At 73.7% G+C, this 24,581-nt stretch carries 23 protein-coding genes; 8 read left to right on the top strand and 15 right to left on the bottom strand.

Annotation, left to right across the window (positions count from 1 at the left end):
* Positions 1 to 11 precede the first annotated feature (11 nt).
* Positions 12 to 1,199 carry a xylose isomerase gene (gene xylA / locus ACTMS0_RS19265; protein WP_441156599.1) on the bottom strand — a complete coding sequence of 396 codons (1,188 nt, stop codon included), beginning with the start codon at positions 1,197 to 1,199 and terminating at the stop codon, positions 12 to 14.
* A 76-nt stretch (positions 1,200 to 1,275) separates the two neighbouring features.
* On the opposite strand from xylA, the gene ACTMS0_RS19260 reads away from it, so the two are divergent.
* On the top strand, positions 1,276 to 2,517 hold the full coding sequence (locus ACTMS0_RS19260) for an ROK family protein (protein WP_441156598.1): 1,242 nt from the start codon (positions 1,276 to 1,278) through the stop codon (positions 2,515 to 2,517).
* Between the two features lie 51 nt (positions 2,518 to 2,568).
* On the opposite strand, the gene ACTMS0_RS19255 is transcribed toward ACTMS0_RS19260, so the two are convergent.
* Positions 2,569 to 3,090 carry a MarR family winged helix-turn-helix transcriptional regulator gene (locus tag ACTMS0_RS19255; RefSeq protein ID WP_441156597.1) on the bottom strand — a complete coding sequence of 174 codons (522 nt, stop codon included), beginning with the start codon at positions 3,088 to 3,090 and terminating at the stop codon, positions 2,569 to 2,571.
* 96 nt (positions 3,091 to 3,186) lie between these two features.
* Between ACTMS0_RS19255 and ACTMS0_RS19250 the strand changes: the two genes are divergently transcribed.
* Positions 3,187 to 4,317, top strand: a complete 1,131-nt coding sequence (locus tag ACTMS0_RS19250) for a PP2C family protein-serine/threonine phosphatase (RefSeq protein WP_441156596.1) — start codon at positions 3,187 to 3,189, stop codon at positions 4,315 to 4,317.
* Positions 4,318 to 4,323: 6 nt separating this feature from the next.
* Here ACTMS0_RS19250 and ACTMS0_RS19245 read toward each other — a convergent pair whose 3' ends face one another.
* The 7 genes from ACTMS0_RS19245 to ACTMS0_RS19215 all read right to left on the bottom strand — a co-directional run bounded on the left by ACTMS0_RS19245 (position 4,324) and on the right by ACTMS0_RS19215 (position 13,118).
* Entirely contained in the window at positions 4,324 to 5,808 is a 1,485-nt protein-coding gene (locus ACTMS0_RS19245) for a sugar transferase (protein WP_441156595.1), read from the bottom strand.
* Positions 5,809 to 6,018: 210 nt separating this feature from the next.
* Positions 6,019 to 7,788, bottom strand: a complete 1,770-nt coding sequence (locus ACTMS0_RS19240; protein ID WP_441156594.1) for a substrate-binding domain-containing protein — start codon at positions 7,786 to 7,788, stop codon at positions 6,019 to 6,021.
* A 134-nt stretch (positions 7,789 to 7,922) separates the two neighbouring features.
* Positions 7,923 to 8,960 carry a lactonase family protein gene (locus tag ACTMS0_RS19235; protein WP_441156593.1) on the bottom strand — a complete coding sequence of 346 codons (1,038 nt, stop codon included), beginning with the start codon at positions 8,958 to 8,960 and terminating at the stop codon, positions 7,923 to 7,925.
* A gap of 98 nt (positions 8,961 to 9,058) precedes the next feature.
* Positions 9,059 to 9,661, bottom strand: coding sequence for a GTP-binding protein (locus ACTMS0_RS19230; RefSeq protein WP_441156592.1), 603 nt, complete (start codon positions 9,659 to 9,661; stop codon positions 9,059 to 9,061).
* Positions 9,642 to 10,028, bottom strand: coding sequence for a DUF742 domain-containing protein (locus ACTMS0_RS19225; RefSeq protein WP_441156591.1), 387 nt, complete (start codon positions 10,026 to 10,028; stop codon positions 9,642 to 9,644). The genes ACTMS0_RS19230 and ACTMS0_RS19225 overlap by 20 nt, the downstream gene beginning before the upstream one ends.
* Positions 10,018 to 10,443: a roadblock/LC7 domain-containing protein gene (locus tag ACTMS0_RS19220; RefSeq protein ID WP_441156590.1), complete on the bottom strand. Its 426-nt coding sequence runs from the start codon at positions 10,441 to 10,443 to the stop codon at positions 10,018 to 10,020. The genes ACTMS0_RS19225 and ACTMS0_RS19220 overlap by 11 nt, the downstream gene beginning before the upstream one ends.
* A complete protein-coding gene (locus ACTMS0_RS19215) occupies positions 10,440 to 13,118 on the bottom strand; it encodes a sensor histidine kinase (protein ID WP_441156589.1) in 2,679 nt (892 codons plus the stop codon). Before ACTMS0_RS19215 ends, ACTMS0_RS19220 begins: the two co-directional genes overlap by 4 nt.
* Positions 13,119 to 13,528: 410 nt before the next feature.
* Between ACTMS0_RS19215 and ACTMS0_RS19210 the strand changes: the two genes are divergently transcribed.
* The 3 genes from ACTMS0_RS19210 (at position 13,529) to ACTMS0_RS19200 (ending at position 16,019) form a co-directional block, all read left to right on the top strand.
* Positions 13,529 to 14,239, top strand: a complete 711-nt coding sequence (locus ACTMS0_RS19210; RefSeq protein ID WP_441156588.1) for a hypothetical protein — start codon at positions 13,529 to 13,531, stop codon at positions 14,237 to 14,239.
* A gap of 10 nt (positions 14,240 to 14,249) precedes the next feature.
* Positions 14,250 to 15,317, top strand: a complete 1,068-nt coding sequence (locus tag ACTMS0_RS19205; RefSeq protein ID WP_441156587.1) for a hypothetical protein — start codon at positions 14,250 to 14,252, stop codon at positions 15,315 to 15,317.
* A gap of 318 nt (positions 15,318 to 15,635) precedes the next feature.
* Positions 15,636 to 16,019 (top strand): hypothetical protein, encoded by a 384-nt coding sequence (locus tag ACTMS0_RS19200; protein ID WP_441156586.1) that lies wholly within the window; start codon positions 15,636 to 15,638, stop codon positions 16,017 to 16,019.
* 136 nt (positions 16,020 to 16,155) lie between these two features.
* Here the strand turns inward: ACTMS0_RS19200 and ACTMS0_RS19195 are convergent, their stop codons facing one another.
* Entirely contained in the window at positions 16,156 to 17,931 is a 1,776-nt protein-coding gene (locus ACTMS0_RS19195; protein WP_441156585.1) for a glycoside hydrolase family 6 protein, read from the bottom strand.
* 301 nt (positions 17,932 to 18,232) lie between these two features.
* On the opposite strand from ACTMS0_RS19195, the gene ACTMS0_RS19190 reads away from it, so the two are divergent.
* Entirely contained in the window at positions 18,233 to 19,414 is a 1,182-nt protein-coding gene (locus tag ACTMS0_RS19190) for an aminotransferase class V-fold PLP-dependent enzyme (protein ID WP_441156584.1), read from the top strand.
* A gap of 57 nt (positions 19,415 to 19,471) precedes the next feature.
* Here the strand turns inward: ACTMS0_RS19190 and ACTMS0_RS19185 are convergent, their stop codons facing one another.
* On the bottom strand, positions 19,472 to 20,023 hold the full coding sequence (locus tag ACTMS0_RS19185; protein WP_441156701.1) for a murein hydrolase activator EnvC family protein: 552 nt from the start codon (positions 20,021 to 20,023) through the stop codon (positions 19,472 to 19,474).
* Positions 20,024 to 20,277: 254 nt separating this feature from the next.
* Here ACTMS0_RS19185 and ACTMS0_RS19180 point away from each other — a divergent pair, with 254 nt between their 5' ends.
* Positions 20,278 to 20,961: an SAM-dependent methyltransferase gene (locus ACTMS0_RS19180; RefSeq protein WP_441156583.1), complete on the top strand. Its 684-nt coding sequence runs from the start codon at positions 20,278 to 20,280 to the stop codon at positions 20,959 to 20,961.
* Positions 20,962 to 21,064: 103 nt separating this feature from the next.
* On the top strand, positions 21,065 to 22,171 hold the full coding sequence (locus ACTMS0_RS19175; RefSeq protein WP_441156582.1) for a sulfite oxidase: 1,107 nt from the start codon (positions 21,065 to 21,067) through the stop codon (positions 22,169 to 22,171).
* Positions 22,172 to 22,238: 67 nt separating this feature from the next.
* Here the strand turns inward: ACTMS0_RS19175 and ACTMS0_RS19170 are convergent, their stop codons facing one another.
* The 4 genes from ACTMS0_RS19170 to lepB are packed head-to-tail and all read right to left on the bottom strand — an operon-like array spanning position 22,239 to position 24,580.
* Positions 22,239 to 22,562: a DUF2469 domain-containing protein gene (locus ACTMS0_RS19170; RefSeq protein WP_007075222.1), complete on the bottom strand. Its 324-nt coding sequence runs from the start codon at positions 22,560 to 22,562 to the stop codon at positions 22,239 to 22,241.
* Positions 22,559 to 23,371 carry a ribonuclease HII gene (locus ACTMS0_RS19165; protein ID WP_441156581.1) on the bottom strand — a complete coding sequence of 271 codons (813 nt, stop codon included), beginning with the start codon at positions 23,369 to 23,371 and terminating at the stop codon, positions 22,559 to 22,561. Before ACTMS0_RS19165 ends, ACTMS0_RS19170 begins: the two co-directional genes overlap by 4 nt.
* The gene (locus ACTMS0_RS19160) at positions 23,365 to 23,886 is read right to left on the bottom strand and encodes an NUDIX hydrolase (protein ID WP_441156580.1); all 522 of its coding nucleotides are present in this window, start codon (positions 23,884 to 23,886) and stop codon (positions 23,365 to 23,367) included. The genes ACTMS0_RS19165 and ACTMS0_RS19160 overlap by 7 nt, the downstream gene beginning before the upstream one ends.
* 58 nt (positions 23,887 to 23,944) lie before the next feature.
* Complete coding sequence (gene lepB, locus ACTMS0_RS19155; protein ID WP_441156579.1) at positions 23,945 to 24,580, bottom strand: signal peptidase I; 636 nt, start codon at positions 24,578 to 24,580, stop codon at positions 23,945 to 23,947.
* Between the last annotated feature and the right edge of the window lies 1 nt (position 24,581).

Here is a 24,581-nt window from a genome sequence, read left to right as displayed (position 1 = left end):
CGTCGACCGCCTCAGCGGGCGCCGAGCAGGTGCTCGACGGCGAGCTGGTTGAGCCGGACGAAGCCGAAGCCGCGCGCGGCGGCCGCGTCGACGTCGTACTCCTCGAAGGCGGACCGGTCGGCCAGCAGGTCGGCGTAGCTCTCGCCGTCGCCCAGCGTCGGCGTGGCCAGCTCGCCCACCCGGCTGGCGGCGAGAGCCTCGGCCACCTCCGGGTCCGCCCGGAAGGCGGCGGCCCGCTCCTTGAGCAGGAGGTACGTCCGCATGTTCGCCTCGGCCGAGGCCCACACGCCGGTCATGTCCTCGGTGCGGGAGGGCTTGTAGTCGAAGTGCCGGGGGCCGTCGTACGCGGGACCGCCGTTCGGGCCGCCGTGCTCGAGGAGGTCGACCAGCGCGAACGCGTTGAGCAGGTCGCCGTGGCCGAAGACCAGGTCCTGGTCGTACTTGATCCCGCGCTGGCCGTTGAGGTCGATGTGGAACAGCTTGCCCTGCCAGAGCGCCTGGGCGATGCCGTGCGCGAAGTTCAGCCCGGCCATCTGTTCGTGGCCCACCTCCGGGTTGAGGCCCACCCGCTCGGGGTGGGCCAGGGTGGAGATGAAGGCGAGGGCGTGGCCGACGGTGGGGAGCAGGATGTCGCCGCGCGGCTCGTTCGGCTTGGGCTCGAGGGCGAAGCGCAGGTCGTAGCCACGGTCGACGACGTACTGGCAGAGCAGGTCGACGGCCTCCCGGTACCGGTCCAGGGCGGCGCGGACGTCCTTGGCCAGGTCGTACTCGGCACCCTCACGGCCGCCCCACATGACGAACGTGCGGGCTCCCAGCTCGGCGGCGAGGTCGACGTTGCGGAGCACCTTGCGCAGCGCGTACCGCCGCACGTCGCGGTCGTTGCTGGTGAAGCCGCCGTCCTTGAACACCGGGTGGGTGAAGAGGTTCGTGGTGACCATCGGCACCACCAGGCCGGTCTCGTCCAGGGCCTTGCGGAAGCGGGTCAGGTGCGCGTCGCGGGTGGCCGCGTCCGCGCCGAAGGGCACCAGGTCGTCGTCGTGGAACGTGATGCCGTACGCGCCGAGCTCGGCGAGCCGGTGCACGGCCTCGGCGGCGTCCAGCTCCGGCCGGGTGGCGTCGCCGAACGGGTCTCGGGCCTGCCAGCCCACCGTCCAGAGGCCGAAGGAGAACTTGTCGGCAGGGGTGGGACGGGGTGCCATGACAGACCTCCGGGAGTGTCGTCCACCATTTGTTCAGTGGTTGAATTATTTGACCGGCGTATGGCACTGTCAAGGGGTGAGCCCAACCGCCGCCGTACCCGCCGGCGCCGCCCGGCAGGGCAGTCTGCGCGAGCTCAACCTCGCCCTCGTGCTCGGTCGGATCGCCGCCGCCGACCGCCCGCCCTCGCGGGCCGACCTCGCCGCCCGGACCGGGCTGACCCGCGCCACGGTCTCCGCGGTCGTGGAGGATCTGCTGCTCGGCCGGTTGGTGGCCGAGGTGGAGCCGGCACCGCGCGCCGGCGCGGGACGGCCGGCACGCGGGCTGGTCCTCGCCGGCGACGGCCCGGCCGGGCTGGGCCTGGAGGTGAACGTCGACTACCTCGCCGCCTGCGTGGTCGACCTCGCCGGCCGGGTGCGGCACCACACCGTCGACCGGGCCGACCTGCGCCCGGTCCCGCCCACCGAGGCGCTCGACCGGCTGGCCGCCCTGGCGGCGGCCGCCCGGGCCGACGCGGCCGACCAGGGCCTCACGCTGGCCGGCGCGGCGCTCGCGGTACCCGGGCTCGTGGACGACGCCGGCCTGGTCCGCCTCGCGCCCAACCTGGGGTGGCGGGACGTGCCGGTGCCCGCGCTGCTGGCCCGGCACCCCGCGCTGACCGAGCACGTCGACGGCGTACCGCCCCTGGTGGTCGACAACGAGGCCAACCTGGCGGCCCTCGGCGAGCTGCACGCCGGCCCGCCCGGGGCGGCGAGCTTCCTGCACATCTCCGGCGAGGTGGGCATCGGCGCCGGCATCGTCCTGGACGGGACGCTGTTCCGGGGAGCGCGCGGCTGGAGCGGCGAGATCGGCCACGTCCCGGTCCGGCCGGACGGGCGGCCGTGCCGCTGCGGCGGGCGCGGCTGCCTGGAACGGTACGCGGGCCAGGAGGCGATCCTCGCCGCGGCCGGCCTGTCCGGGCCCGACCTGCCGGCGGACACCGCGGCGTACCGTCTGGCCGAGCTGGCCCGGGCCGGTGACGCCGCGACCCTGGCCGCGCTGCACGACGCCGGGACCGCGCTGGGCGTGGCGGTGGCCGGGGTGGTGAACCTGCTCGACCTGGACACCGTGGTCCTCGGGGGCGGCTACGCCCCGCTGGAGCCGTGGCTGCGCCCGCCGGTGCTGGCCGAGATCTCCCGCCGGGTGCTCACCGCCGCGTGGTCGCCGGTGACCGTGCGACCCGCGGCGCTCGGCACCCAGGCGGCGGCCGTCGGCGCGGCCGGTTCGGTGGTCCGCCGGATCCTCAGCCGGCCCGGCGGCTGGCTGGCGCACCGGTCCTGACCGCCACGTCCGGCCTGGTCAGACGTCGCGGTCGTCGCTCCGGGCCGCCGCTCAGGCCGTCCGGGCCGCCGGCGGCTCGCCGGCCGTCCAGTCGTCCGCTGGCGCCTCGACGTCCGCAGCCGGCCAGGGACCGGGCGGTTCGGCGTACGGGATCGACTCGCCCTGCCGGCGTGCCGCGTCGTCGAACTCGCGCAGACCCAGCAGCAGGGCCTCCCGGCCCTCCGGGCTCATGCCGGCGAGGATCTCGGTCAACTGGCGCCGCCGGTGCTCGCGGAGCTCGGTGAGGAGGCGGCGGGACTCCACCGTCAGGTGCAGCGAGATCTCCCGCCGGTCGAGGCGGCCCGGCTCGCGTTCCAGCATCCCGGCCGCCACCAGCCGGTCGCAGAGCCGGCTGGCCGAGGAGAGCAGCATCCCGAGACGGTTCGCCAACCGGCGCAGGTTGATCCCGTCGTGCTGCTCCACGACCATGATCACTCGCAACTGCGCTCCGGAGACCCGGTTGGTCGTGCTCTCCCGCGCCGTCTCCCAGACGGTCAGCAGGGCCTTCGCCGCGGCGTCGACCTCGGCAGCCATACTCGTCTGTGGTCCCGGCGGACCCTGTACTTCGACCATGGTGCGCCGAGCGTACTCCGCATCGGGCGGTAGCGGGTTTGTGATCAAGGAGCGGTGATGAGCGAACCGGTCGGCCGGGCACGAAGGGTGCTCATCCAGGCACCGGCCGACCTCCTGCTGGACCGGGTCGCCGAGGTCATGGGCCGGGCGTACGGCATCGAGCAGGCCGAACTGCTCCAGGTCGACTACCGCTTGTCGGTGCTGCTGCCGCTGACCGGGGGCGACCCGGTCAGCTCTCCGGGGCACCCCGCGTGGCGCTGCTTCGACCACCAGGTCCCCCTCGTCGCGGACGGCTGGGCGTACCTGCCGGTCTCGATGCGCGGCGAGCGCCGCGGCGTGCTGCGGATCGCCCCGGCGCCGGACGACGGAACGGTCCTCGCCGAGCTGGCGGAGGTCGCCACCGCGCTGGCGCACGAGATCTCCGCCGTCAACGAGGGCACCGACGTGTACCGCGTCGCCCGGCGCAGCCGGCGGCTCACCCTCGCCGCGGAGATGCAGTGGGAGCTGCTGCCGGGGCGGAGCCGCGTCCGCTCCGCGTTCAGCCTGGCGGGGCAGTTGGAGCCGGCGTACGCGGTGCGCGGCGACAGCTTCGACTGGTCCGACGACGGCGACCGGGTGTGGCTCGCCACGATCAACGGCTCGGGCGTCGGGGTGACGGCGTCGCTGCTGACCTCGTTGGCCACGTTCGCCCTGCGCAACGCGCGGCGGGCCGGCCTGTCCCTGGCCGACCAGGCGGCCCTCGCCGACCAGGCCGTGTACGAGGTGCACCGCGGCGAGCGGCACCTCGCCGTGCTGCTGATGGAGCTCGACCTGCACTCCGGGGTGCTGACCGTGGTCGACGCGGGGTCGCCCCGTCTGCTGCTGCTGCGCGAGGGCGAGGTCCACGACCAGCCGCTGGAGAAGCAGTTCCCGCTGGGCATGTTCGAGGACACCGACTACCGGGAGCAGCACTTCGCGCTGCGCCGGGGGGACCGGCTGTTCGTGGTCAGCGACGGGGTGATCGACGCGACCGGCCACGACGTCCGGTACGGCGAGACGGCGCTGGACCGCTTCCTGCGGCGCACCGGGCCGATGCAGCCGCTGGACGCCGTCCGCTCGCTCATCGGGGACCTGCGCGCCTTCGTCGCCGGCGACCTCGTGGACGACGCGGTGGTGGTCTGCCTGGACTGGACCGGGCCCCGGGTCTGACCGCGGTCAGTAGGCGCCGCGGCTGTTGATCACCGCGCCGAACGTCTTCCACAGGATCGTCAGGTCGGCCGCCAGCGACCAGTTCTCCACGTAGTAGAGGTCGAGCCGGATCCCGTCCTCCCAGCTCAGGTCCGACCGGCCGCTGACCTGCCACAGGCCCGTCATGCCGGGCTTGACCAGCAGGCGCCGGGCCACGTCGCCGTCGTACCGGGCGACCTCCGACGGCAGCGGCGGGCGCGGGCCGACCAGGCTCATCTGCCCGAGCAGGACGTTGACGAGCTGGGGCAGCTCGTCCAGCGACCACTTGCGCAGCAGCCGGCCGATCCGGGTCACCCGCGGGTCGTCGCGCATCTTGAACATCAGGCCGTCGGTCTCGTTGCGGGTCGACAGCTCCGTCAACAGGGCGTCCGCGTTCACCACCATCGTGCGGAACTTCCAGACGCCGAACTCCCGACCCCCCTGCCCCACGCGCGTCTGCCGGAACAGCACCGGCCCCCGGCTGTCCAGCCGGATGGCGACCGCGATGACCGCCAGCAGCGGCAGCAGCACCGCCAGCGCGAGGAACGCGGCGGAGCGGTCGACGAGGCCCTTGACGAGCTTGCGGGCACCCCGGAACTCCGGCGCCTCGACGTGGATCAGCGGCAGGCCCGCCACCGGCCGGGTGTGGATGCGGGGGCCGGCCACGTCGGTCAGCGCCGGGGCGACCACCAGGTCGACGCCGGTGCCCTCCAGCTGCCAGCCGAGACGGCGCAGCCGGGTGGCGGTCAGCTCCCCGGAGGCGGTGACGGCCACGGTGTCCGCGCCGATGGCGGTGGCGGCCTCGGGGATGCCCCGGAACGAGCCGACCACCGGCACGTCGCCCAGCCGCTGCGGGACCGGGGCGAGCAGCGCGTCCGGGATGCACGCCCCGACCACCTGGTAGCCCGCGTACGGCTCGCGGCGCAGCGTGTGCACCAGTTCCAGAACGTGCGCGGTGTCGCCGACCACGAGCACCTTGCGGGACCAGCCGCTGCCCCGGGAGCGGGCCCGGTGCAGCCGTTTGCGGGCGGCGAAGCGGGCCACCTCGAGCCCGAGCGTGCCGACCGCGAAGGAGATGCCGAGGAACCCGCGCGAGACACCGATGTCGAAGATGTAACCGGCGATCGCGATGCCGCCGGCGAGCCGCAGGCTGGCCGAACTCACCCGCCGGTACTCGTCGGCGCCGTACCCGAGGACCCGGTCGTCGTAGCACCGCAGCGCCTTCAACGAGACCAGCCAGGCCAGCACCAGGCCGGGCGCCACCACGACGTACGGGATCTCGGCGCCGCGCGGCAGCTCGTCACCGAAGCGGGCCACGTACCCCACGAGGACGGCGACGATCAGCACGGTGGTGTCGAGCACCACCAGCGCCCGGGTGTAGGAGCGCTCGGCGGTGCGTGCCGCGGGCCGGGACTGAGGGCCGCCCGCGGCCGACGACGACCGGGCGGGTGTCAACAGCGTTGCCGACGTCACCGCCCCCTCCCCACTTCCACGCCACCGGTGCCGTCCGCTGACTGCCCGCTCGTCGTCCGGAGCTCGACGACATCCTGCCCGAGAATTATGTCGGCCGATTGATTCCGACGTGTTGCCGTCACTTTTTCGACCATCGGCGATCGAAAAGGGGCCCGCCGTACCCGGATCCGGCGGTACGACGGGCCCTTCTTCGCTGTGTCGCCGCTCAGCTCAGGAGGGCGCCTTCCGCAGCGCGATCGCCTTGAGGAACACATCGGTGATCTTGGTCGGATCCTTGGCGATGAAGGCACCGCCGCTGCCGGCGGCATCCGCGATGGTGTCCAGCTCCGCCTTGCTGACATCGGGGCCGACGCCGACGATGATCACCTGCACCGGCTGCTCCGGATCCTTCAGTTTCTTGAGCTCGGTGACCAGCTGCGGCAGGGTGATACCCCCGTCAGGGTCGTCGTTCTCACCATCGGTGAAGAGCACGATCGAGTTGACCTTGCCCGGCTCCCATCCGCGCAGAGCCTCCCTGTAGGCGGCCAGCATCGTGTCGTAGAGGCCGGTGTCGTTGCTCGACGGCGTGATGCCCTCCAGCGCGCTCTGAATGTCGTCGCGCTGCCTCGACAGCGGCCCGGTCTGGATCAGCTCCCGGTGGTCGGTCGTGGCCGTCAAATTCGTGGAGAAGATCCAGAGCCCGATCGACCAGGAGTTGTCGGTGAGGGTGAGACCACGTCGGGCCGCATCGACGATGAGCTGCTGTCGAGTGGCCCCGTTCGCCGCCGGGACCTTCGTCTTCATCGAGCCGGAGACGTCGATGACGGCGAGCATCCGCCCCGACAGCGTGGCGATCGACCAGCTGGAGACCGCCCGCTCCACCGCGGTCGGGTCCAGGCTACCGGCCGCGACACCGCCCTGCGGGGGCGGCGCGACGGGCGCGTCACCACTGGCCGGGCTCGGCGCTCCCCTAGGCGCGTTGAAGCCGGCGCCCCAGTTGCTGTCCGGCGCTCGCAGCGCCTGGACGGCCAGCCGGTCGCGGAACTCCCGCGTGGTCAGCACCTCGTAGAGCACCTGCGCGGCGGACGCCTTGGCCGGTTCGATGCCGGGCAGGACCGCGAACGGATAGTCCAGGGCCATCGGTGGCGGAGTCAGGTAGAGCGCGGCCAACGGCACCGGCGGCTTCTTGCTGTTGTAGGCGATGACGTTCTGTTCCGACAGCGCAGCCGCGCCGAGGGAGCCGGCGATGGTGGTGGCGTCCGGGGCGGTGGGGAACTTGGCCAGCAGGTCCTGCCGCAGCGCCGAACTCTCGGTGGCCAGCGCCCGGAGCGCCGCGATCCGGTTCTTGTCGGCGGATTCGCCACCGGCGCCGGCGGCGGCGGTGGTCAGCGAGAGCAGACCGGACAGGCCCGCCGCGTCCCGCGTCGGCTCCACGATTCCGGTCTTGATCGGCCGAGAACTGTTGACCTGCTTGAGCAGCTGGTTCCACTCCAACTGCTTGTCCGGCCAGCCCAAGCGGGTGGCGATCGGCTCCGGCATGGCCACGACCACCGGGCTCATCGCGATGGACGCGCCGTTGCCCACTTCGAAGGCCGAGGCGCCGCCGGACTTCAACCGCAGCAGCCAGGTCGAGGAGTCCGGCACCCAGACGTCCGGGCTGACCGCCGTACCCGGCGCCTGACCCACACCGCCGAGGATCGCGCCGTGCTTGGCCGCCACCGTCGCGGCCACCTCGACCGGGTCGGACGCGGACACGTTCACCTCGATGCAGGTGGGGCCGACCGCAGCGCCCTCCTTCTCCCACTCGGTCGCGGCGGCGTCGACCGCCGGAGCGAGCTCCGTCGCCACGGCGACCGAGAGCTCGATCTTGCCCGAGCAGTCGGACGACGCGAGCTGTCGGTAGCCGAAGTAACCACCGGCGGTGACGACGAGCACGCCGACCGCGGCTGCGGCTCCGGCGGCATGGATATTGCTGCGCATACGATGGCGGCCTGCTGACACGGAGACCATCTTGCGGATCCGATGCGAGCAATGCCATGTCCGTTCGGACGAAAGTTACGCAGCAGCAACAGTTGATCGCAGATTTGCGACACTGCGTAACCACTCAGCCTCGGGCCGTTGCGCTGAACGGCGACTCAGGGTAGGACGCACGTGGGGCTCGGCACCGCCACGGGCTCGCCCACCGGGGCCGGCACACCGGTCGTCGGATCCACCCGGAAGACGCGGATCATGTCCGCCCGCTCATCGGCGACGTACAGGTGGTCACCGGTGAGCGCGAAGTGCCGGGGCCATTCCCCGTCCGTGTCGACCTCGGCCACCGGCTGCGGCAGCTCACCATCGAGGGCGAAGACCGCGATCGTGCCGACGCCCCGGTTGGCGACGTAGAGGAAGCGCCCGTCCGGCCCCACCGCGATCTCGGACGGCTGCACGTGACCCGGCCGCTCACTGGCCTCCACCCGGCCCCGCTGGTGCAGCGCGCCGTCGGCGGTCAGCTCGTACGCGACGACCGAGCCGTCCAGCTCCCCGACCAGCCAGCAGCGCCGCCCGTCCGGGTGGCGGGCCAGGTGCCGCGGGCCGGCCCCGGCGGCCGTCCGCACCCGCGGCGCCCGAGGCACCAGCCGTCCGGTCGCGGCGTCGAGGTCGTACCGGTAGACCGAATCGGTGCCGAGGTCGACCGCGAGCAGCGGGCCGCCGTCCCGGTCCGGGTTGACCATGTGGGTGTGCGCGTGCTCCTGCCGGTCCGGATCCGGGCCGTGGCCCTCGTGCCGGACCAGGTCGCTGCGCTCACCGGGAGCCCCCTGCTCGTCGAGCGGGAACACCGTCACGCTGCCGCCGCCGTAGTTGGCCACGAAGAGGTGCCGGCCGTCCGGGGCGACCGCCAGGTGGCACGGCTCGGCCCCGCCCGTGGGCCGCGTGCCGAGCGGGCTCAGGTCACCGTCGGGGGCGACCCGGAACGCGCTGATCTCGCCGGTGGTCAGCTCGTTGACCGCGTACAGCACGGGCCGGCGCGGGTGGCGGGCCAGAAACGACGGTGAGGGCGTGACCGCGACGGTGCCGAGCGGGGTGAGCGCGCCCGAATCGGGATCCCGCCGGGCGGCGACGATGCCGGTGCCCCGGCCGCCGCTGGCCGCGGTGTAGCCGCCGATGTGGACGATCACGCCCTGACCTGTCACCGGATCCGCCCTCCGCCGAGTCCTCCCCGATCAAACCAGAGGCTTCCCGGTCCACCGCGCCGTCACGCCCGAAATCAACCCCGATTTCCGGCAGTCTCTCAGCCCGCCGGCACCGGCTCACCGCGCTGGCGCGCCACGTGCTCGACGAGCGCGATCAGCACCTGCTTGCCCGACTGCCGGTCCCGCGCGTCGCACAGCAGCAGCGGCACGTCCGGGTCCAGGTCCAGCGCCTGGCGTACGGTCTCCAGGTCGAACCGGCGCGCCCCGTCGAAGCAGTTGACCCCCACCACGAACGGGATGCCGCGCTGCTCGAAGTAGTCGATCGACGGGAAGCAGTCGGCCAGCCGCCGGGTGTCGGCGAGCACCACCGCGCCGAGCGCCCCGAAGGCCAACTCGTCCCAGAGGAACCAGAACCGGTCCTGTCCGGGCGTACCGAACAGGTAGACCTGGAGGTCCTCGTTGATGGTGATCCGACCGAAGTCCATCGCCACCGTCGTGGTGGACTTCGCCTCCACGCCGGAGAGGTCGTCGGTGCCGATGCCGGCCCCGGTGAGCACCTCCTCGGTCTGAAGCGGTCGGACCTCGCTCAACGCACTCACCAGGGTCGTCTTCCCGGCACCGAAGCCCCCGGCGATGAGGATCTTCAGCGCGAGCGGAATGCGAGTGCCTGTTCCCGCCAGGTCAGAGCGCACGGAGTCCACTGACCACCGCCTTGAGGATGTCGTTGTCGGGCAGATACGGGGCGGGCGGGGGCTGGTGCACCGTCACCAGTCCCCGGTCCATGAGGTCGCCGAGCAGCACGCGGACCACCCCGACCGCGAGGTCGAGGTCGGCCGCGAGCTCGGCCACCGGCACCGGGCGGCCGGCCAGCGCCACCAACCTCCGGTGCTCGGGGTGCAGGTCGGGGTGCGCGGCGGGGTCGGCGTCCGGCTCGGCCACCACGTACGCGACCAGGTCGAAGCCGTCGACCGCGGACCGGACGCGTCCGCCGGTCAGGGTGTAGGGGCGCACCACCGGGCCGGCGTCGTCGTCCAGCCACTCGTGCGGCGAGCCCCCCTCAGCGCGCATCGCCGGTCCCCGCCGAGGACCGGGCCGGAGCGCTCATGTTCTCCCCGACGCGGGTGACGAGCATGGCCATCTCGTACGCCACCAGCCCGATGTCCGCGTCCGCGTCGCTCACGACCGCCAGGCAGGCGCCCTGCCCGGCCGCGGTCACGAAGAGGTACGCCGACTCCATCTCGACGACCGTCTGCCGGACCGGACCACCCGCGACGTGCCGGCTCGCGCCCCGGGCCAGGCTGGAGAAGCCGGAGGCCAGCGCGCAGAGGTGCTCCGCGTCCGCCCGCTCCTGCCCGGCGGACGCGCCGAGCAGCAGCCCGTCCGCGGAGAGAACCACGGCCTGCCGCGCGGACGGCACCCGCCCCACCAGCTCGTCGAGCAACCAGTCGAGACCGGCACTCTGCCTCGTCGGATGCAGCATCATGCGTCCCTCTCAGTCGCAGTCAGGTTTTCCGGGTCCGCCGGCGCCTCGCCCGACGCGGCGGACGGAGCCGGCGCGGCGGACGGAGCCGGCGCCACGCGTGGAACCGGCACCGTGGGTGGTGTCGCGGGCACGGCGACCGGTGTCGTGGCGGACGTGGCCCCGTCACCGCCCCGGGGCGCGGGGCCGGCGGCGGCCCGGCCCCGGGCGGTGCCCGCCTGCAACGCCGACATGAGCCGGCGCGCCTCCTCCGGCGTCCGTGGGGTCGGGTCGGCCGACGGCGGCCACCAGCCGGGGCCGCCGACAGTGGGCTGCCGGAGCGTCGGGCCGTCCACCGCCGGCCGGCGGACCTCGACGGTCGTCTCGTCCGGATCCGCCACGTCCGCGGCGGTGGTCCGCGTCCACCCGCCGGGCGCGGCGCCGGCGGCCGGCGGGTCGCTCCCGTCGTGCGCGGGCGGCGACGCGGGGATCGTCGCGTCGGGCCCTCCCGCGTCGCCGTGCCTCGCGTCGCCGGCCGGGCGCCCCCGGGCGGGGGGACGGAGCGGGACGACCGGGCCACGGCGGCGGACCCGGCGGGGAAGCCCGTCGATCTCACCGACCACCTCCGCCGGAGCCGGACCGCCGCCGGGCGGGGCCGCCTCGGCGGGGCCGGCCGCCGGACCGGACGCGCCGGAGGGCACGGGCGCGGGCGCCCCCGGGGCGCGCGGGCGCCGGGGTCGCGGCAGGGTCTCCCGCCGGCCCGACCGGGCGGTCCGCCGCCCGTCGTGGCCGGGGTCCGGCACTCCCACCGGCACCAGCGGCGGCTCCTCGGTGACCACGTCGTTCGGGACGAGGACGACGGCGGTCAGGCCGGCACCGTCGGACCGGCGCAGCCGGACGCGGACGCCGTGCCGGGCGGCCAGCCGGGCCACCACGAACAGGCCCAGCCGGGCGGTCCGGGTCGGGTCGAACTCGGGCGAGGACGCCAGGCGCCGGTTGGCGTCCTCCAGCGCCTCGGCGGACATGCCGAGCCCCCGGTCGGTGATCTCCAGGGCGTACCCGTTGGGCAGCCGCTGACCGGAGACCCGCACCCGAGTGTCCGGCGGGGAGAACCTCGTCGCGTTCTCGACCAGTTCGGCGAGCAGGTGGATCAGGTCGCCCACGGCGCGGCCGGCCACGCCCGCCGGCTGCACGGCGACGATGTCCACCCGGTCGTACGCCTCGACCTCCGAGATCGCCCCCCGGATCAGGTCGACCATCGCGACCGGATTGCGCCACCCCCGGCCCGGCGCCGCACCGGCCAGGATCACCAGGTCCTCGGCGTGCCGCCGCAACCGCGTCGCCAGGTGGTCGACCCGGAACAGCTCGGCCAGCTCGTCCGGGTCCTCGGTGCGCCGTTCCATCCGGTCGAGCAGGGCGAGCTGCCGGTGCACGAGGCCCTGGCTACGCCGCGCGATGTTGAGGAACACCTCGTTGACGGCCCGTCGCAGGTTGACCTCGTTCTCGGCGGCCCGGATGGCGGTCCGCTGCACGGAGGTGAACGCCCGCCCCACCTGGCCGATCTCGTCCGCGCCGTACTCCAGCGACGGCGCCTCGCGGGCGATGTCCACCGTCTCGCCCTGCCGCATCCGCGCCACCACGTCGGGCAGCCGGCGCTCCGCCCGTTCCAGCACGGTGCGGACCCGGGCGAGCCGGTACGCGAGGGAGCGACCGACCCGCAGTGCCACGACGAGTGAGACCACGACGGCGACCAGGCCCAGCACCCCCGCGAGGGCGAGCCGCACCAGGATGCGTACGGCCGTGGGGACCGACCGTTCGGCCAGGCCGTCGGCCTGGCCCAGCTCGAACTCGCGCAGGGCCTGCTGGACGGTGTCGTAGTCGGCCAGCCACGCGCCCGCGTCGACCGGCGGCCGGGGCGTACCGGCCGCGATCAGGCGGTCCTGCATGGACCTCAGCCGGTCGAACGCCTCGCGCTCGGTCAGCCGCTGGTACGCCGCGCGGTCCGCCTCGGGCAGGTCGGCCACCGCCGTCTCCACCAGGAACCGCTGGTTGGCGATGGTCTGCACGAGCTGGGTGTGCTCGCCGTCGGCGAAGCGGCCGGACACGAACACCCCGGCCAGCAACGCGTCGGCCTGGCCGAGCAGTTCCCGGGAGCGGCCGAGGGCGGTGACCGCCAGCGCCTGCCGGTTGAGCTCCGGGTCGGGCAGCGCCGCCATCCCCGCGAACGCCTGGAACGCCGACGAGATCATGCCGCTGTAGAGGCCGACGGCGCCGGCCCGGTCCACCGCCCGGCGGTCGATGAAGTCCCGGCCGGCCGGCAGTGCGTCCAGAGCGGCGACGAGCTGGTCCAGCCGGGCGTCCAACAGGTCCCCGGCGGCGTCGCGCAGGTCCTCGCCGGCGATGCGGCGGCGCAGCTCGGCGACGGCGCGGTCGGTCCGCTGCCGCTGCTCGGCCAGGCCGGGCAGGTCACGTTGCGTCGACAGGTGGACCACCGAGAGGCGGCGCTCGCGTTGCAGCTCCACCACGACCGCCTCACCGGGTCGGCCGAGGTCGTACAGGAGCGTCCGGGCGGCGAGCAGGTCCAGCGCGGGCCCGAAGGTGAGCGTGGTGGCGAAGAGCCAGAGCGCGAGCAGCGCGGTCACCGGCACCACGACCAGCGCGGTCAGCTTGGAGCGGATCGGCCAGTCGCGGGTGTTCACTCAAGACCTCGCCCGGAAGGTGTGGCTGCGGGGGCACCGGCAGCGGCCGGGCAACGCCCGACGGAGCCCGCCCGGCTGTGGCGCCGGGACGTCATCGACGGACGCCTTGGGCAGGATACGTAATCAGCGCCCGTTGCACTACCGTCCGTCGCACGTCGACGCCGTACGACATCTGGCCACCGTCCTGGTTGGTGTGGACCTGGAAGTCCGCTCTCTCCTGATCGGTCCACCCCACCCAAGCTTCTGTTCTGGGATGAGTCAAGACTTCGATGGGCGGCGCCCGTGTCCCGAGTCATCGACGACCCGGGGAAACGCCCGGACCGGGAGGTTTCACCGCCGCCGAGGAAAGTATCCCGGAACGGGATTGGCGATCAGGAGAGAGAGGGAATACCGGGGGCGAAGGAGGAGCCATGTCGCCCACGCAGGTAATCGTCATAGTCGTCGTCGTACTGGTGATCGTGGCGCTGGCCGTCGCGGGCCGGACGTACGCCCGCCGCCGGGCCCTGCGGTCCCGGTTCGGCCCGGAGTACGACCGGGTCGTCGCGGAGCAGGACAGCCGCACGGCCGCCGAGCGGGAGCTGCGCGACCGCGAGCGCCGCCATGCCGAGCTGACCCTCACCCCCCTCTCCCCCGAGTCCCGGGCCCGGTACGCCGCCGCCTGGGAGGAACTCCAGGTCCGTTTCGTCGACTCCCCCAAGGAGACCGTCGGCGACGCGGACGAGCTGGTCACCAGGCTCATCGCCGAGCGGGGCTACCCGACCGGTGACTTCTCCGACCAGATCGCCCACCTGTCCGTCGAGCACGCCCGCACCCTGACCCACTACCGCGACGCCCACGAGATCCACCTGCGCAACTCGCGCGGCGAGGCGAGCACCGAGGAACTCCGCCAGGCCGTCGTCCACTACCGCGCGCTCTTCGCCGACCTGCTCGGCGAGGAGCCGGTCGGGCACCGCCTGTCCGCCGACGAGCCCGACGGGCACCGCACCCAGGCCGAGGAGCCGGCCGGACACCGCACGCCCGCCGACGAACCCGACGGGCACCGCACCCAGGCCGAGGAGCCGGCCGGACACCGCACGCCCGAGCAGCGCGACCCCGAGCGCCCAGACGTCACGAGCCGCTGAGGAGGCCATCATGCGTCAGGACGAACAGCAGGCGAGCGACCACCCGGAGGCCGTACGCTCCGCACCCGTACCGGTGCCGCCGCCCGGTGACCGCGCCGACAAGGCCGATACGGGCGGCCGGGCGGACCGGACCGACGTGCCCGAGGACGCCCTCGACGACCGGGGAACCTTCGACGATCCGCGGGTCGCCGGCGACCGGGACACGGGCGACGACCGGAACGCCGGCGACCGCGACCGGGACCGGCGGGCCGATGCCGGGCGACGACCGGAGTTCCACGAGCCCGGTCCGGTGCCGACCGCCTTCGGCGCCACGACGGTGGGCGGCGCGGTCGCCGCCTCCGCGCTGGCCAGCGGCCGGCCGGAGGACGAGCCGGACCCGCGTACCGAATCGACCGCCCGGCCCGGCGACGGCGCCGAAGGCGGCGAGCGCGAGGGCTGGCGGGCGGACCCCACCGCCGAGTTCCGCGGTGGCCCGGGCTGGGAGGAGCGCCGCCACGAGCGGGCGGCGGCGTTCGACGGCGACGAAACGACGGGCACGACCACCGTGCTGCCCCCGGACGCCACCGAGGGGCGCCCCGAGCGGCGTGGCGACCTGACGACCTGGGGTGGCGACCCGGACGCCGCGGCGGCGGGGGCGGCCGGGTACGGCAGCGCGACCCCGAACATGGTCGACCCGGACTCCGTCTCGCCCGACGCGGACCCGGTGCTGGTCGGCAGGAGCGCCCGCACGGACGTCGCCGGGGCCGGCACCACCGGCCCGCTGGAGGCGGCCGGGACGGCCCGGCCGGCCGGGCCGACGGTGGCGGCGGAGCCGGCGACGCTCTTCGACACCGGCGTGGCGCAGGGCTTCCGGGACCGCTGGCGGGACGTCCAACTTCGCTTCGTCGACGACCCGCGCGCCGCGGCGAAGGAGGCCCAGGCGCTGGTCGACGAGGCCATCCAGGCGCTCGCCGCGGCCCTGTCGGCGCAGAAGCAGAAGCTCGGCGCCTGGCAGGACGCCGGCTCGGCGGACACCGAGCAGCTGCGGATGGCGGTGCGGCAGTACCGGGACTTCCTGGACCGGGTGCTCGGGCGCTGAACCGTACGACGGAACGGGCGTCCACGGTCGGGCGCCCGTTCCGTCGTGTCCGGGGCGCGGCCAAACCCTCTTCTCACATGAACCTTCGCAGTGGGGGTAATAGGGCGCGCACGTCCGGTACGGGCGGGTGCGGCGAAGGGTGGACGGGATGGACGGCGGCGGCCTCCGACGGAGGAGCGCTGGGACACTCCCGGCCGGACGGGGCACTGAGCCGCACCGGGGCCTGCGCCGACCGGCCGGGGCGGTCCGCGCATGGCGTCCGCCGCACGGGGTACGCGAGGAGGTAGCGAACGCGCGTGCGGACAGGAGGGCGACACCATGACCGATCGTGACCGGGACCGACCGCTGGAGGAGAGCCCCGAGGTGGCCGCGGCGGTCGAGGACGACACGGGCGTCCCCCAGCTGATGACCGGCGGCGGCGCCGACCGCGACACCCCGTCCTTCGCGGCGCCGGGTGAGCGGGTCGACCGCCGGGCGTCGAGCGACGACATCATCGGTGACCCGTACGCCGCCGGCACGGGCGCGACCGGCACCGGCACGGGCGCCGGCGGGGACAACATCCGCACTGGCGCGGAGCAGCCCTGGGAGCCGGAGGACCTGGTGGCCGCGCGCGGTCAGGACCTGACGCCGGAGAACATCGAGAAGGCCCGCCGGGATCTGGCCGAGCTGGGCCCGGCGGCGATCGAACGCACGGTCCCCTGACCGGTCCGGCCGGGCCCCCTTCACCGGCAGGACGCACGAGGGGGCCCCTGGCCCGACCGGGTGGTCGGACCAGGGGCCCGGGGAACCTGCCGCTGGAGCGCCTCACCTGAGTCCAGCGGCGGGTGGGCGCCGGAGGTCAGGACAGCGGCGGGTACGCGTTCTGCATGAGCTGCTGGAACTGCGCCGGGAACCAGGCCCCGGAGATCGGCGCGTTCGGCAGGGCGCCGGTCGGGTTGTTGCCGTTGCGGGGGTTACCGGTGTACGTCGGGTCGCACATGCGGTCGAAGCCCTTGCCCTCGTTGTTCGGGATGGCGGTGCTGGAGCCGTCCGACTCGCCCGGGGGCTTCACCCAGACGTACGCGTCGATGCCCGGCTCCGGCGCGGCCTTCGGCCGCTCGCCCAGACCCGCACCGGACTGGTTGCACCAGTTGCCGGCGTGGATCCGCCGGTCGACGCGGCCACCGTCGACGTACGCGTCCACACTGGTCGACGGGCCGGGGCCGGTGGGCCGGGCGCTGCCGCCCCAACCGTTGCGGGACGTGTCGATCAGCATGCCGATGTTGGCGTCGAAGCCGACCTGGACCAGCTTGTTCCGGAACGCCTGGGCGAACGACAGTTCGTCGACGTACTGGTTCCAGTCGACCCACTTGGACTGCCGTACGGTTTGGCCGTTCACCGAGTCAGTGATCTTGACGTACGGCTCACGCAGTGCCGAGTAGTTGGCGGTGTTGACGATGAAGCCGTGCACGTTGGCCACGGTGCTGCCGGAGGCGATGGCCGCGCTCTTCAGCATGTCGGCGGTGGGGCCGAAGTTGCTGGCCCAGCCAATCCAGCCGTGGTGAGCGGCGTCGATGTAGTTGTAGACGTTGGGGATGGCGCCCAGCTTGGCGAGGGCGTACCCGACGCCGTTGACGTACGCGCCGTTGGCCTTGACCGTGTCGCACATCGCCGTGCCGCCCGGCTGGCCGGAGGTGTTGGTCACCAGGTTCGGCAGTGAGTCGATCTCGATGATGTTGATGATCCGCAGGTTCCGGTACTTCGTGTCGGCCTGGATCGCGGCGATCGGGTCGATGTACTCGGCCTTGTAGCGGGGCAGCTCGTCCGCCTTCAGCTCGCCGTTCGAGGCCAGGGCGGCGCAGTCGCGGCCGGGCAGGTTGTAGATGACCAGCTGGATGTAGTTGGCGCCCTGCGCGAGCGCGGCGTCCAGGTGGTTCCGCAGGCCCATCGCGCCGTTCGAGCTGCTGTCCGGCGTGCCGTTGATCGCGGCGATCCGGTCCAGCCAGACGGCAGTCGGGTTGTTCGAGACCCGGTTGCCACCGGCCACCGACTCGGCCTTGGCCTTCCACTCCGGGTTCACGTACCCCTTGGCGTTCAGGTAGGGGTTGTCGACCCGGACGCCGGGCGGTGGGGTGGTCGGCGGGGGCGTGGTGGGCGGTGGGGTCGTCGGCGGAGGCGTCGTGGGGGGCGGCGTGGTGGGTCCGCCGCCGCCGTTGCAGGTGACCCCGTTCAGGGTGAACGAGGTCGGCTTCGGGTTGCTGCCGCTCCACGAGCCGTTGAAGCCGATGCTCACGGTGGCGCCGCTGGCCACCGAGCCGTTGTACGACTCGTTCTGCGCGGTGACGTTCTGGCCGGACTGGGTGAACCGGGCCGACCAACCCTGCACCACCCGCTGCGAGCTGTTGGGGAAGGTGAAGCCGAGCGTCCACCCGTTGAGCGCGTCACCAACGTTCTTGATGTTGACGGTGGCGGTGAACCCACCCGGCCAGTCGTTGGTCGTGTACGACACCTCGCACTGCGTCGCGGCGTGGGCCATGGTGACCGGTAGCGTCACCAACCCGCCCGCGACCAGGGCGCCCGCGCCGGTGAGCGCGAGGGCCCGGCGTGGGCCGGAGAGCCTTCTCCACACATTCATGCCACAGATCTCCTTGGGCGAGACCGGGACCGGCGAACGGCCCGGCGGAACGGCCCGGTCGGCACGGACGGCCTACCGGCGCCATACGGGGATGTCTTCGGGGTGCCCGACCCGGACGGGCGGTGGTGGTGTGCCGGACCGGCGACGCGACGACGGTCGGCCGGCGGGATCGTCGTCCGGCCGGCAAGCCCAGGGACGAGGGAGACGGAGTCCAGGCGGTGATCCGGCAAGGCGGAGATCGGTCCGGAGACCGGCGACGGAGACCGGCCGACGGTGATCGACCGACGGTTACGATCATCGGGTGAGCGTTGTGCAGCCGCCCGAGCCGATCCCCGGAGCGCGCCTGCTCTTCTCCCTCGACCCGTCGGTGAGCCATCTCAACCACGGCTCGTTCGGTGCCGTGCCGATCGGGGTGCAGCGGGCCCAGCAGCGGCTGCGCGACGAGATGGAGGCGAACCCGCTGCGGTTCTTCACCGCCGGGCTGGTCGACCGCATCACCCACACCCGCCGCCACCTGGCGGCCTTCCTCGGCGCTGACCCGGACGGCACCGCGTTGGTGCCGAACGCCACGACCGGCGTGGCGGTGGTGCTCCAGTCGCTCGGGCTGAAGGCCGGCGACGAGGTGCTGACCACGGACCACGGGTACGGCGCGGTCGGGTTGTCGATCGGCCGGGAGTGCCGCCGGAGCGGGGCGGTCACCCGGGCGCTGCGGGTACCGCTGGATGCCACCGACGAGGAGATCCTCCAGATCGTCCGCGCCGGACTGCGCCCCGGCCGGACCCGACTGCTCGTGGTGGACCAACTCACCTCCCCCACCGCACGGCTGCTCCCGGTCGCTGCCATCGCGGGGGTCGCCCGCGAGCACGGCGTGCCGGTCCTGGTCGACGCCGCCCACGCGCCCGGCATGCTGCCCGCCACCGTCCAGGGCATCGGGGCGGACTTCTGGGTGGGCAACCTGCACAAGTGGGCGTACGCCCCGCGCGGCACAGCCGTACTGGTGGTGGCCCCGCCGTGGCGGGACCGCATCGAGCCGCTGGTCGTCTCCTGGGAGCAGGAGTCCGGCTTCCCGACCCGGGTGGAGTGGCAGGCGACGATGGACTACACGCCATGGCTCGCCGCGCCGGTGGGCGTGTTCACGCTGCGCAGCCTCGGCCTCGACCGGGTGCGCGGGCACAACGCCGCGCTGGCCGCGTACGGCCAACGGGTGCTGGGGGACGCGCTCGGGGTGCGGCCCGCCGACCTGCCCGACCCCGGCGGACCGGGGGTCGCCATGCGGATCGTCCCGCTGCCGCCGGGCGTCGCCACCACCCTGGACGCCGCGCAGGCCCTGCGGGCCCGGATCGCCGAACGGCTGGCCGTCGAGGTCGCCGTGAACGCCTGGGACGGGCGGGGTTGGCTGCGGGTGTGCGGGCAGGTGTACAACTCGGCACCCGAGTACGAGCGGCTGGCCGTCTCGCTTCCCCCGCTGCTCGCGCAACGCTGAGCCAGCCGGCTGCACGGGGTTCCGGACGGCGCACCCGGCACCCCACGATTCGGACGCTCACGAGGGACCGGGGTCGAGCGGCAGCAGGCGTACCGGTCCGCGGCCGACCAGGGCCAGCGGATCGAGGTACATCTCGCCCTGGCGCAGCCCCCAGTGCAGGCAGGATGCGGCCGGGCAACCCGGATGCCCGGCCAGCAGGTGACCGATCGGTCCTCCGGCCGACACCGGGGCACCGACCTCGACGGTCGGCCGCACCGGCTCGTAGGTGGTCCGCAGGCCGTCGGCGTGCGTCACGGTGATGACCGGCCGTCCGGCGACCCTCCCCGCGAAGGTGACCGTGCCGGCACCGGCGGCCCGTACGGGCGTGCCGGGGGCGGCGGCCAGGTCCACACCCCGGTGGCCGGGCAGCCACGGCTGCGGCGGCGGGTCGAAGTGCCGTACCACGAACGGCGTCCCGGGCAGCGGCCAACGGAAGGACCCGGCCGCCAGCACCGCGGCGTCATCCGCCGGCCGGACCTGAGCAGCGGCCCCGACCGGCGTAACGACCGCGACCGAGCCGGACGCGGCGGACGGCACGACCGCCAGCAGGGCGACAATCCCGGAGGACATGATCGTCCACCGGGGCACGACGAACAGGGTGACGCCGAGCAGGGCGGTGCCGGGCAGGGCGATGCCGGGCAGGGCGACGAGACGCGGAGGAAGTCTCATGGGAGGCACCCTTCCCGAGCGGCCCGCCGGGTCGCCACCCCGACGCCCACCACCTGTGGACAATGTCCCCACTGTGGACAAACCCCACGGCGGGACCTGATCTGCTATGCGCCACCGACCCACCGGGCCACCGTTTCCGAACCTAGGCTGGGCCGATGACCGAGGACTGGTACGCATGGCATGACGACTACCGCGATCCCGACTCGCCACTGTCCCGCCGGCTCGCCGAGGTGCGTCGCCGGGTCGCGGACGCGCTCGACCAGGCCCCGTCCGGGCCGCTGCGCGCGATCAGCCTCTGTGCCGGCCAGGGTCGGGACCTCATCCCCGTCCTCGCGGAACACCCCCGTGGGTCGGACGTGACCGCCCGGCTGGTGGAACTCGACGGGCGCAACGCCGAGGTGGCCCGGTCGGCCGTCGCGACGGCCGGGCTCACCACGGTCGAGGTGGTCGTCGGCGACGCGGCGCGCACCGACGCGTACGCCGATCTGGCGCCGGCCGACCTGGTCCTGGTCTGCGGCGTCTTCGGCAACATCCCCGAGGCCGACATCCGGGCGACGGTCGGGCACTGCGCCGCCCTCTGCGCGACCGGCGGCACGGTGGTCTGGACCCGGCACCGGCGTGATCCGGACCTGGTGCCGACGATCTGCGACTGGTTCGCGACGGCCGGGTTCGAGCCGGTGGCGGTGAGCGAACCGGCGGACGGTGTCGGCGTCGGCGTGCACCGGCTGCGCACGGCACCGCGCCCCCTGCCGGCCGGCGTGACGATGTTCGCGTTCGACCGTCAGGGCCATGTCCTGAAGACGCAGCCCGGCGCGCCGGGGCGTCGAGACACGGCATAGCACCCTGTGCGGGCCGGCCGGCGCCCGACCGGCGCCGCCGAGCACGGCCTAGGCTTGATCCCGCGTCACGGCGGGCCACCGCCGTCCGGGCCGGGGAGAGCAGATGACCACTGTGGACGACGTCAGCCGGCCCGCACGGCTGGCCGCGCCGGACGAGGCGATCAGCGTCGAGGAGCTTCAGCTCGCCGCCCGCAACCACGGCATCCCGCTCGAGGCACTGCGCTACGACGTCACCCCGGCCGGCCTGCACTATCTGCTGATCCACTACGACATCCCGGACGTCGACCCGGCGATCCACGTCCTGACCGTCGACGGCGCGGTCGACCGGGCCCTCGCGGTGGGCCTGGCCGAGCTGCGGGAGCGGCCCCGGGTCACCCACCGGGTGACGCTGGAGTGCGCCGGCAACGGGCGCGCGCTGCTGCACCCCCGTCCGGTGAGCCAGCCCTGGCTGGTGGAGGCCGTCGGCAACGCGGAGTGGACGGGCACCCCGCTCGCGCCGCTGCTGCGGGAGGCCGGGCTCGCCCCCGACGCGGTCGACGTGGTCTTCACCGGCGCCGACCACGGGGTCGAGCGCGGCGTCGAGCAGGACTACCAGCGGGCCCTGCCGGTCGCGGAGGCGCTGCGCGACGAGGTGCTGCTGGCGTACGAGATGAACGGCGCTCCCCTGCTGCCGCAGCACGGTGCGCCGCTCCGGCTGATCGTCCCCGGCTGGTACGGGATGGCGCACGTGAAGTGGCTGCGCCGGATCGACGTACGCACCACCCCGTTCGACGGCTACCAGAACGCGATGGCCTACCGGCTGCGGCAGGAGGCCGCCGATCCGGGGGTGCCGGTGACGAGGATCGAGCCGCGCGCCCTGGTCCGCCCGCCGGGCTTCCCGGACTTCATGTCCCGCGCCCGGGTGCTCCGCCCGGGGCCGTGCACGCTCGACGGCCGAGCCTGGTCCGGCCACGCTCCGGTGGTCTCGGTCGAGGTGACCACCGACGGAGGCGGCACCTGGACACCCGCTGAGCTGGACGAGCACACGGACGGGCCGTACGCCTGGCGGCGCTGGCACCACGAGTGGACGGCGACTCCGGGGCGGTACGTGTTGAGCGCTCGCGCGACCGACGCCTCGGGCCGCACGCAGCCGGTCGAGCAGCCGTGGAACCGGGGCGGTTTCGCGAACAACCTCGTTCAGCGGGTCGAGGTCGTGGTGCTGGAGGGGTGACGGGCACGGCGGTGGGGGGCCGTGGTGCGTTGTTCCGGCGGGGGGGCCGCCGGAAGCGAGGCGTGAGTCAGCCGCCGAAGCCCGAGTCGGCGGGCAGCGAGATGTCGGGCTTCTCCAGCTCCTCCACGTTGACGTCCTTGAACGTCATCACCCGGACGTTCTTGACGAAACGGGCGGGACGGTACATGTCCCACACCCAGGCGTCGTGCATCTCGACCTCGAAGTAGACCTCGCCGTCCGAGTTGCGTACGTGAAGGTCGACCTGGTTCGCCAGGTAGAAGCGGCGTTCGGTCTCCACCACGTAGGAGAACTGGCGGACAATGTCGCGGTACTCCCGGTAGAGCTGCAGCTCCATCTCTGTCTCGTACTTTTCGAGATCTTCCGCGCTCATCCCTCTCCGCCTTCCATGACCACATCTTCCCCCACCGGCGCCGAGGGCCGAGGCCGCTCGCCCAACGCCACGCCGACGGTACCCCCTGGCGCGCCCAAGCGCTCCATCGGCTCGTCCGGCCTTGCGCCCAGTGGTCGGCGTGCCCGGGGCGGGGCGTCGTGCCGGCCCGACACCGTGGCGACGTTCACGTACGAGAACCGGTGCTCCGCGCACGGGCCGCGCTCGCGCAGCGCCGCCGAGTGCTCGGTGGTGATGTAACCCTTGTGCTCCGCGAAGCCGTAGCCGGGGAACGTCCCGTCCAGCTCGACCATGATCCGGTCCCGGGTGACCTTGGCCAGCACGCTCGCCGCCGCCACGCAGGCCGCCACCCGGTCACCCTTCCACACCGCCAGGCCCGGCACGTCCAGGCCGTCCACGCCGAAGCCGTCGGTGAGCACGTACTCCGGCGGGGTGGCGAGCGAGGCCAGCGCCCGGCGCATCGCGGCGACGTTGCACACGTGCAGACCGCGGGCGTCGACCTCCGCGGCCGGGATCACCACCACGGAGTACGCCAGGGCGCGGGCGACCACCTCCTCGTACACCCGTTCCCGGCTGGCCGGGGTGAGCAGCTTGGAGTCGGCGAGACCCTCGATCTCGCCGCGCCGCCCCTCGGGCAGGATCGCGGCCGCCGCCACCAGCGGTCCGGCGCAGGCGCCCCGGCCGGCCTCGTCGGCGCCGGCCACGTGCCGGAAGCCGCGCCGCTGCAGGGCACGCTCCAGGGCGTACAGCCCGCCCTCCCGGCGGACGACGGTGCGCGGGGGCGTCAGCACGGCCCGCCCCCGTCCACGCCGGCCGTGCCCGCCGCACCGCGGGCGGTCGACCCGCCGCGCGCGCCGGCCAGCGCCCGGGTCAGCACCGCCGGCAGGTCCGGCGGGTAGTAGCGCTCGCCACTGGCCGCCAGGTCCTCCGGCGACCACCAGCGGTGCCCGACGACACTGGCGCGCTCGACGGCGTCGAAACCCCCCGTGTCGACCTCCCACGCGGCCACCCGCACCAGGAAGAACTCCTGCTCCTGCCGGTACCAGACACCGTCGAACGGGAACTCGACCGTCTCCGACCACACCGGCTCGCCCAGCTCGCCCGGCGCGAGCCGCAGACCCGTCTCCTCGGCCAGCTCGCGCGCGGCACCGGCCGCCGGGCTCTCCCCCGGGTCGAGCCCGCCCCCGGGCGTGAACCAGTACCGGTGCCCGGGCCGGGCCGGGTCGCTGCCGTGGAACAGCAGGATGCGCCCGGCCGCGTCCACGAGCAGCACCCGGGCGGCGCGACGAGGGGTGTAGACGGTCACCGTCCCAGCCTGCCAGACGTCACCGACAACGCCCACGCCCCCACGGTTGTCGGCCAGGTCAGGAACCGGGGATGGTTTCGAACTGCTCCGGCACGCTCAGCAAGCCCGCCCGGTCGAGCGGCCAGAACACCGTGAACGCGCGCCCGACGACCTCGTCCTCGGGAATGGTCGCCTCGTTGATGTCCTGCCCGGACTGCTGCCAGTGCTGCAACGAGTCACCCGAGGCCGACCGGTGGTCACCCATGACCCAGATCCGCCCCTCCGGGACGGTGACGTCGAAATCCTGGTCGGCGGGCTTGTCGCGCTCGCCGTCGGAGGAGAACAGGTACGGCTCGTCCAGCGGCGTGCCGTTGATGGTGATCCGCCCCTGCTCGTCGCAGCAGACCACCCGGTCCCCGCCGACGCCGATGACGCGCTTGATGAAGTCCTCGCCGTCCGGGTTGCCGCTCCACGCGATGGGCGCCTTGAAGACGACCACCTCGCCCCGGTGCGGCGCCCGGAAGTCGTACACCAGCTTGTTGACCAGCACCCGATCGTCGATCTGCAGGGTGTTCTCCATCGACGGCGAGGGGATGAAGAAGGTCTGCAGCACGAAGGCTCGCACCAGCACCGCGACCAGGATCGCCACGCCCAGGAGAATCGGCAGCTCCTTCCAGAAGGAGCTGCGGGACTTGTCGGTCTGCTCGTCAATCACG

The sequence above is a fragment of the Micromonospora sp. H33 genome, from assembly GCF_052068455.1.
Classification (GTDB): Bacteria; Actinomycetota; Actinomycetes; order Mycobacteriales; family Micromonosporaceae; genus Micromonospora.
Note: the sequence above shows the minus strand (reverse complement) of the source record. Positions and strands in the feature narration are given on the sequence as shown.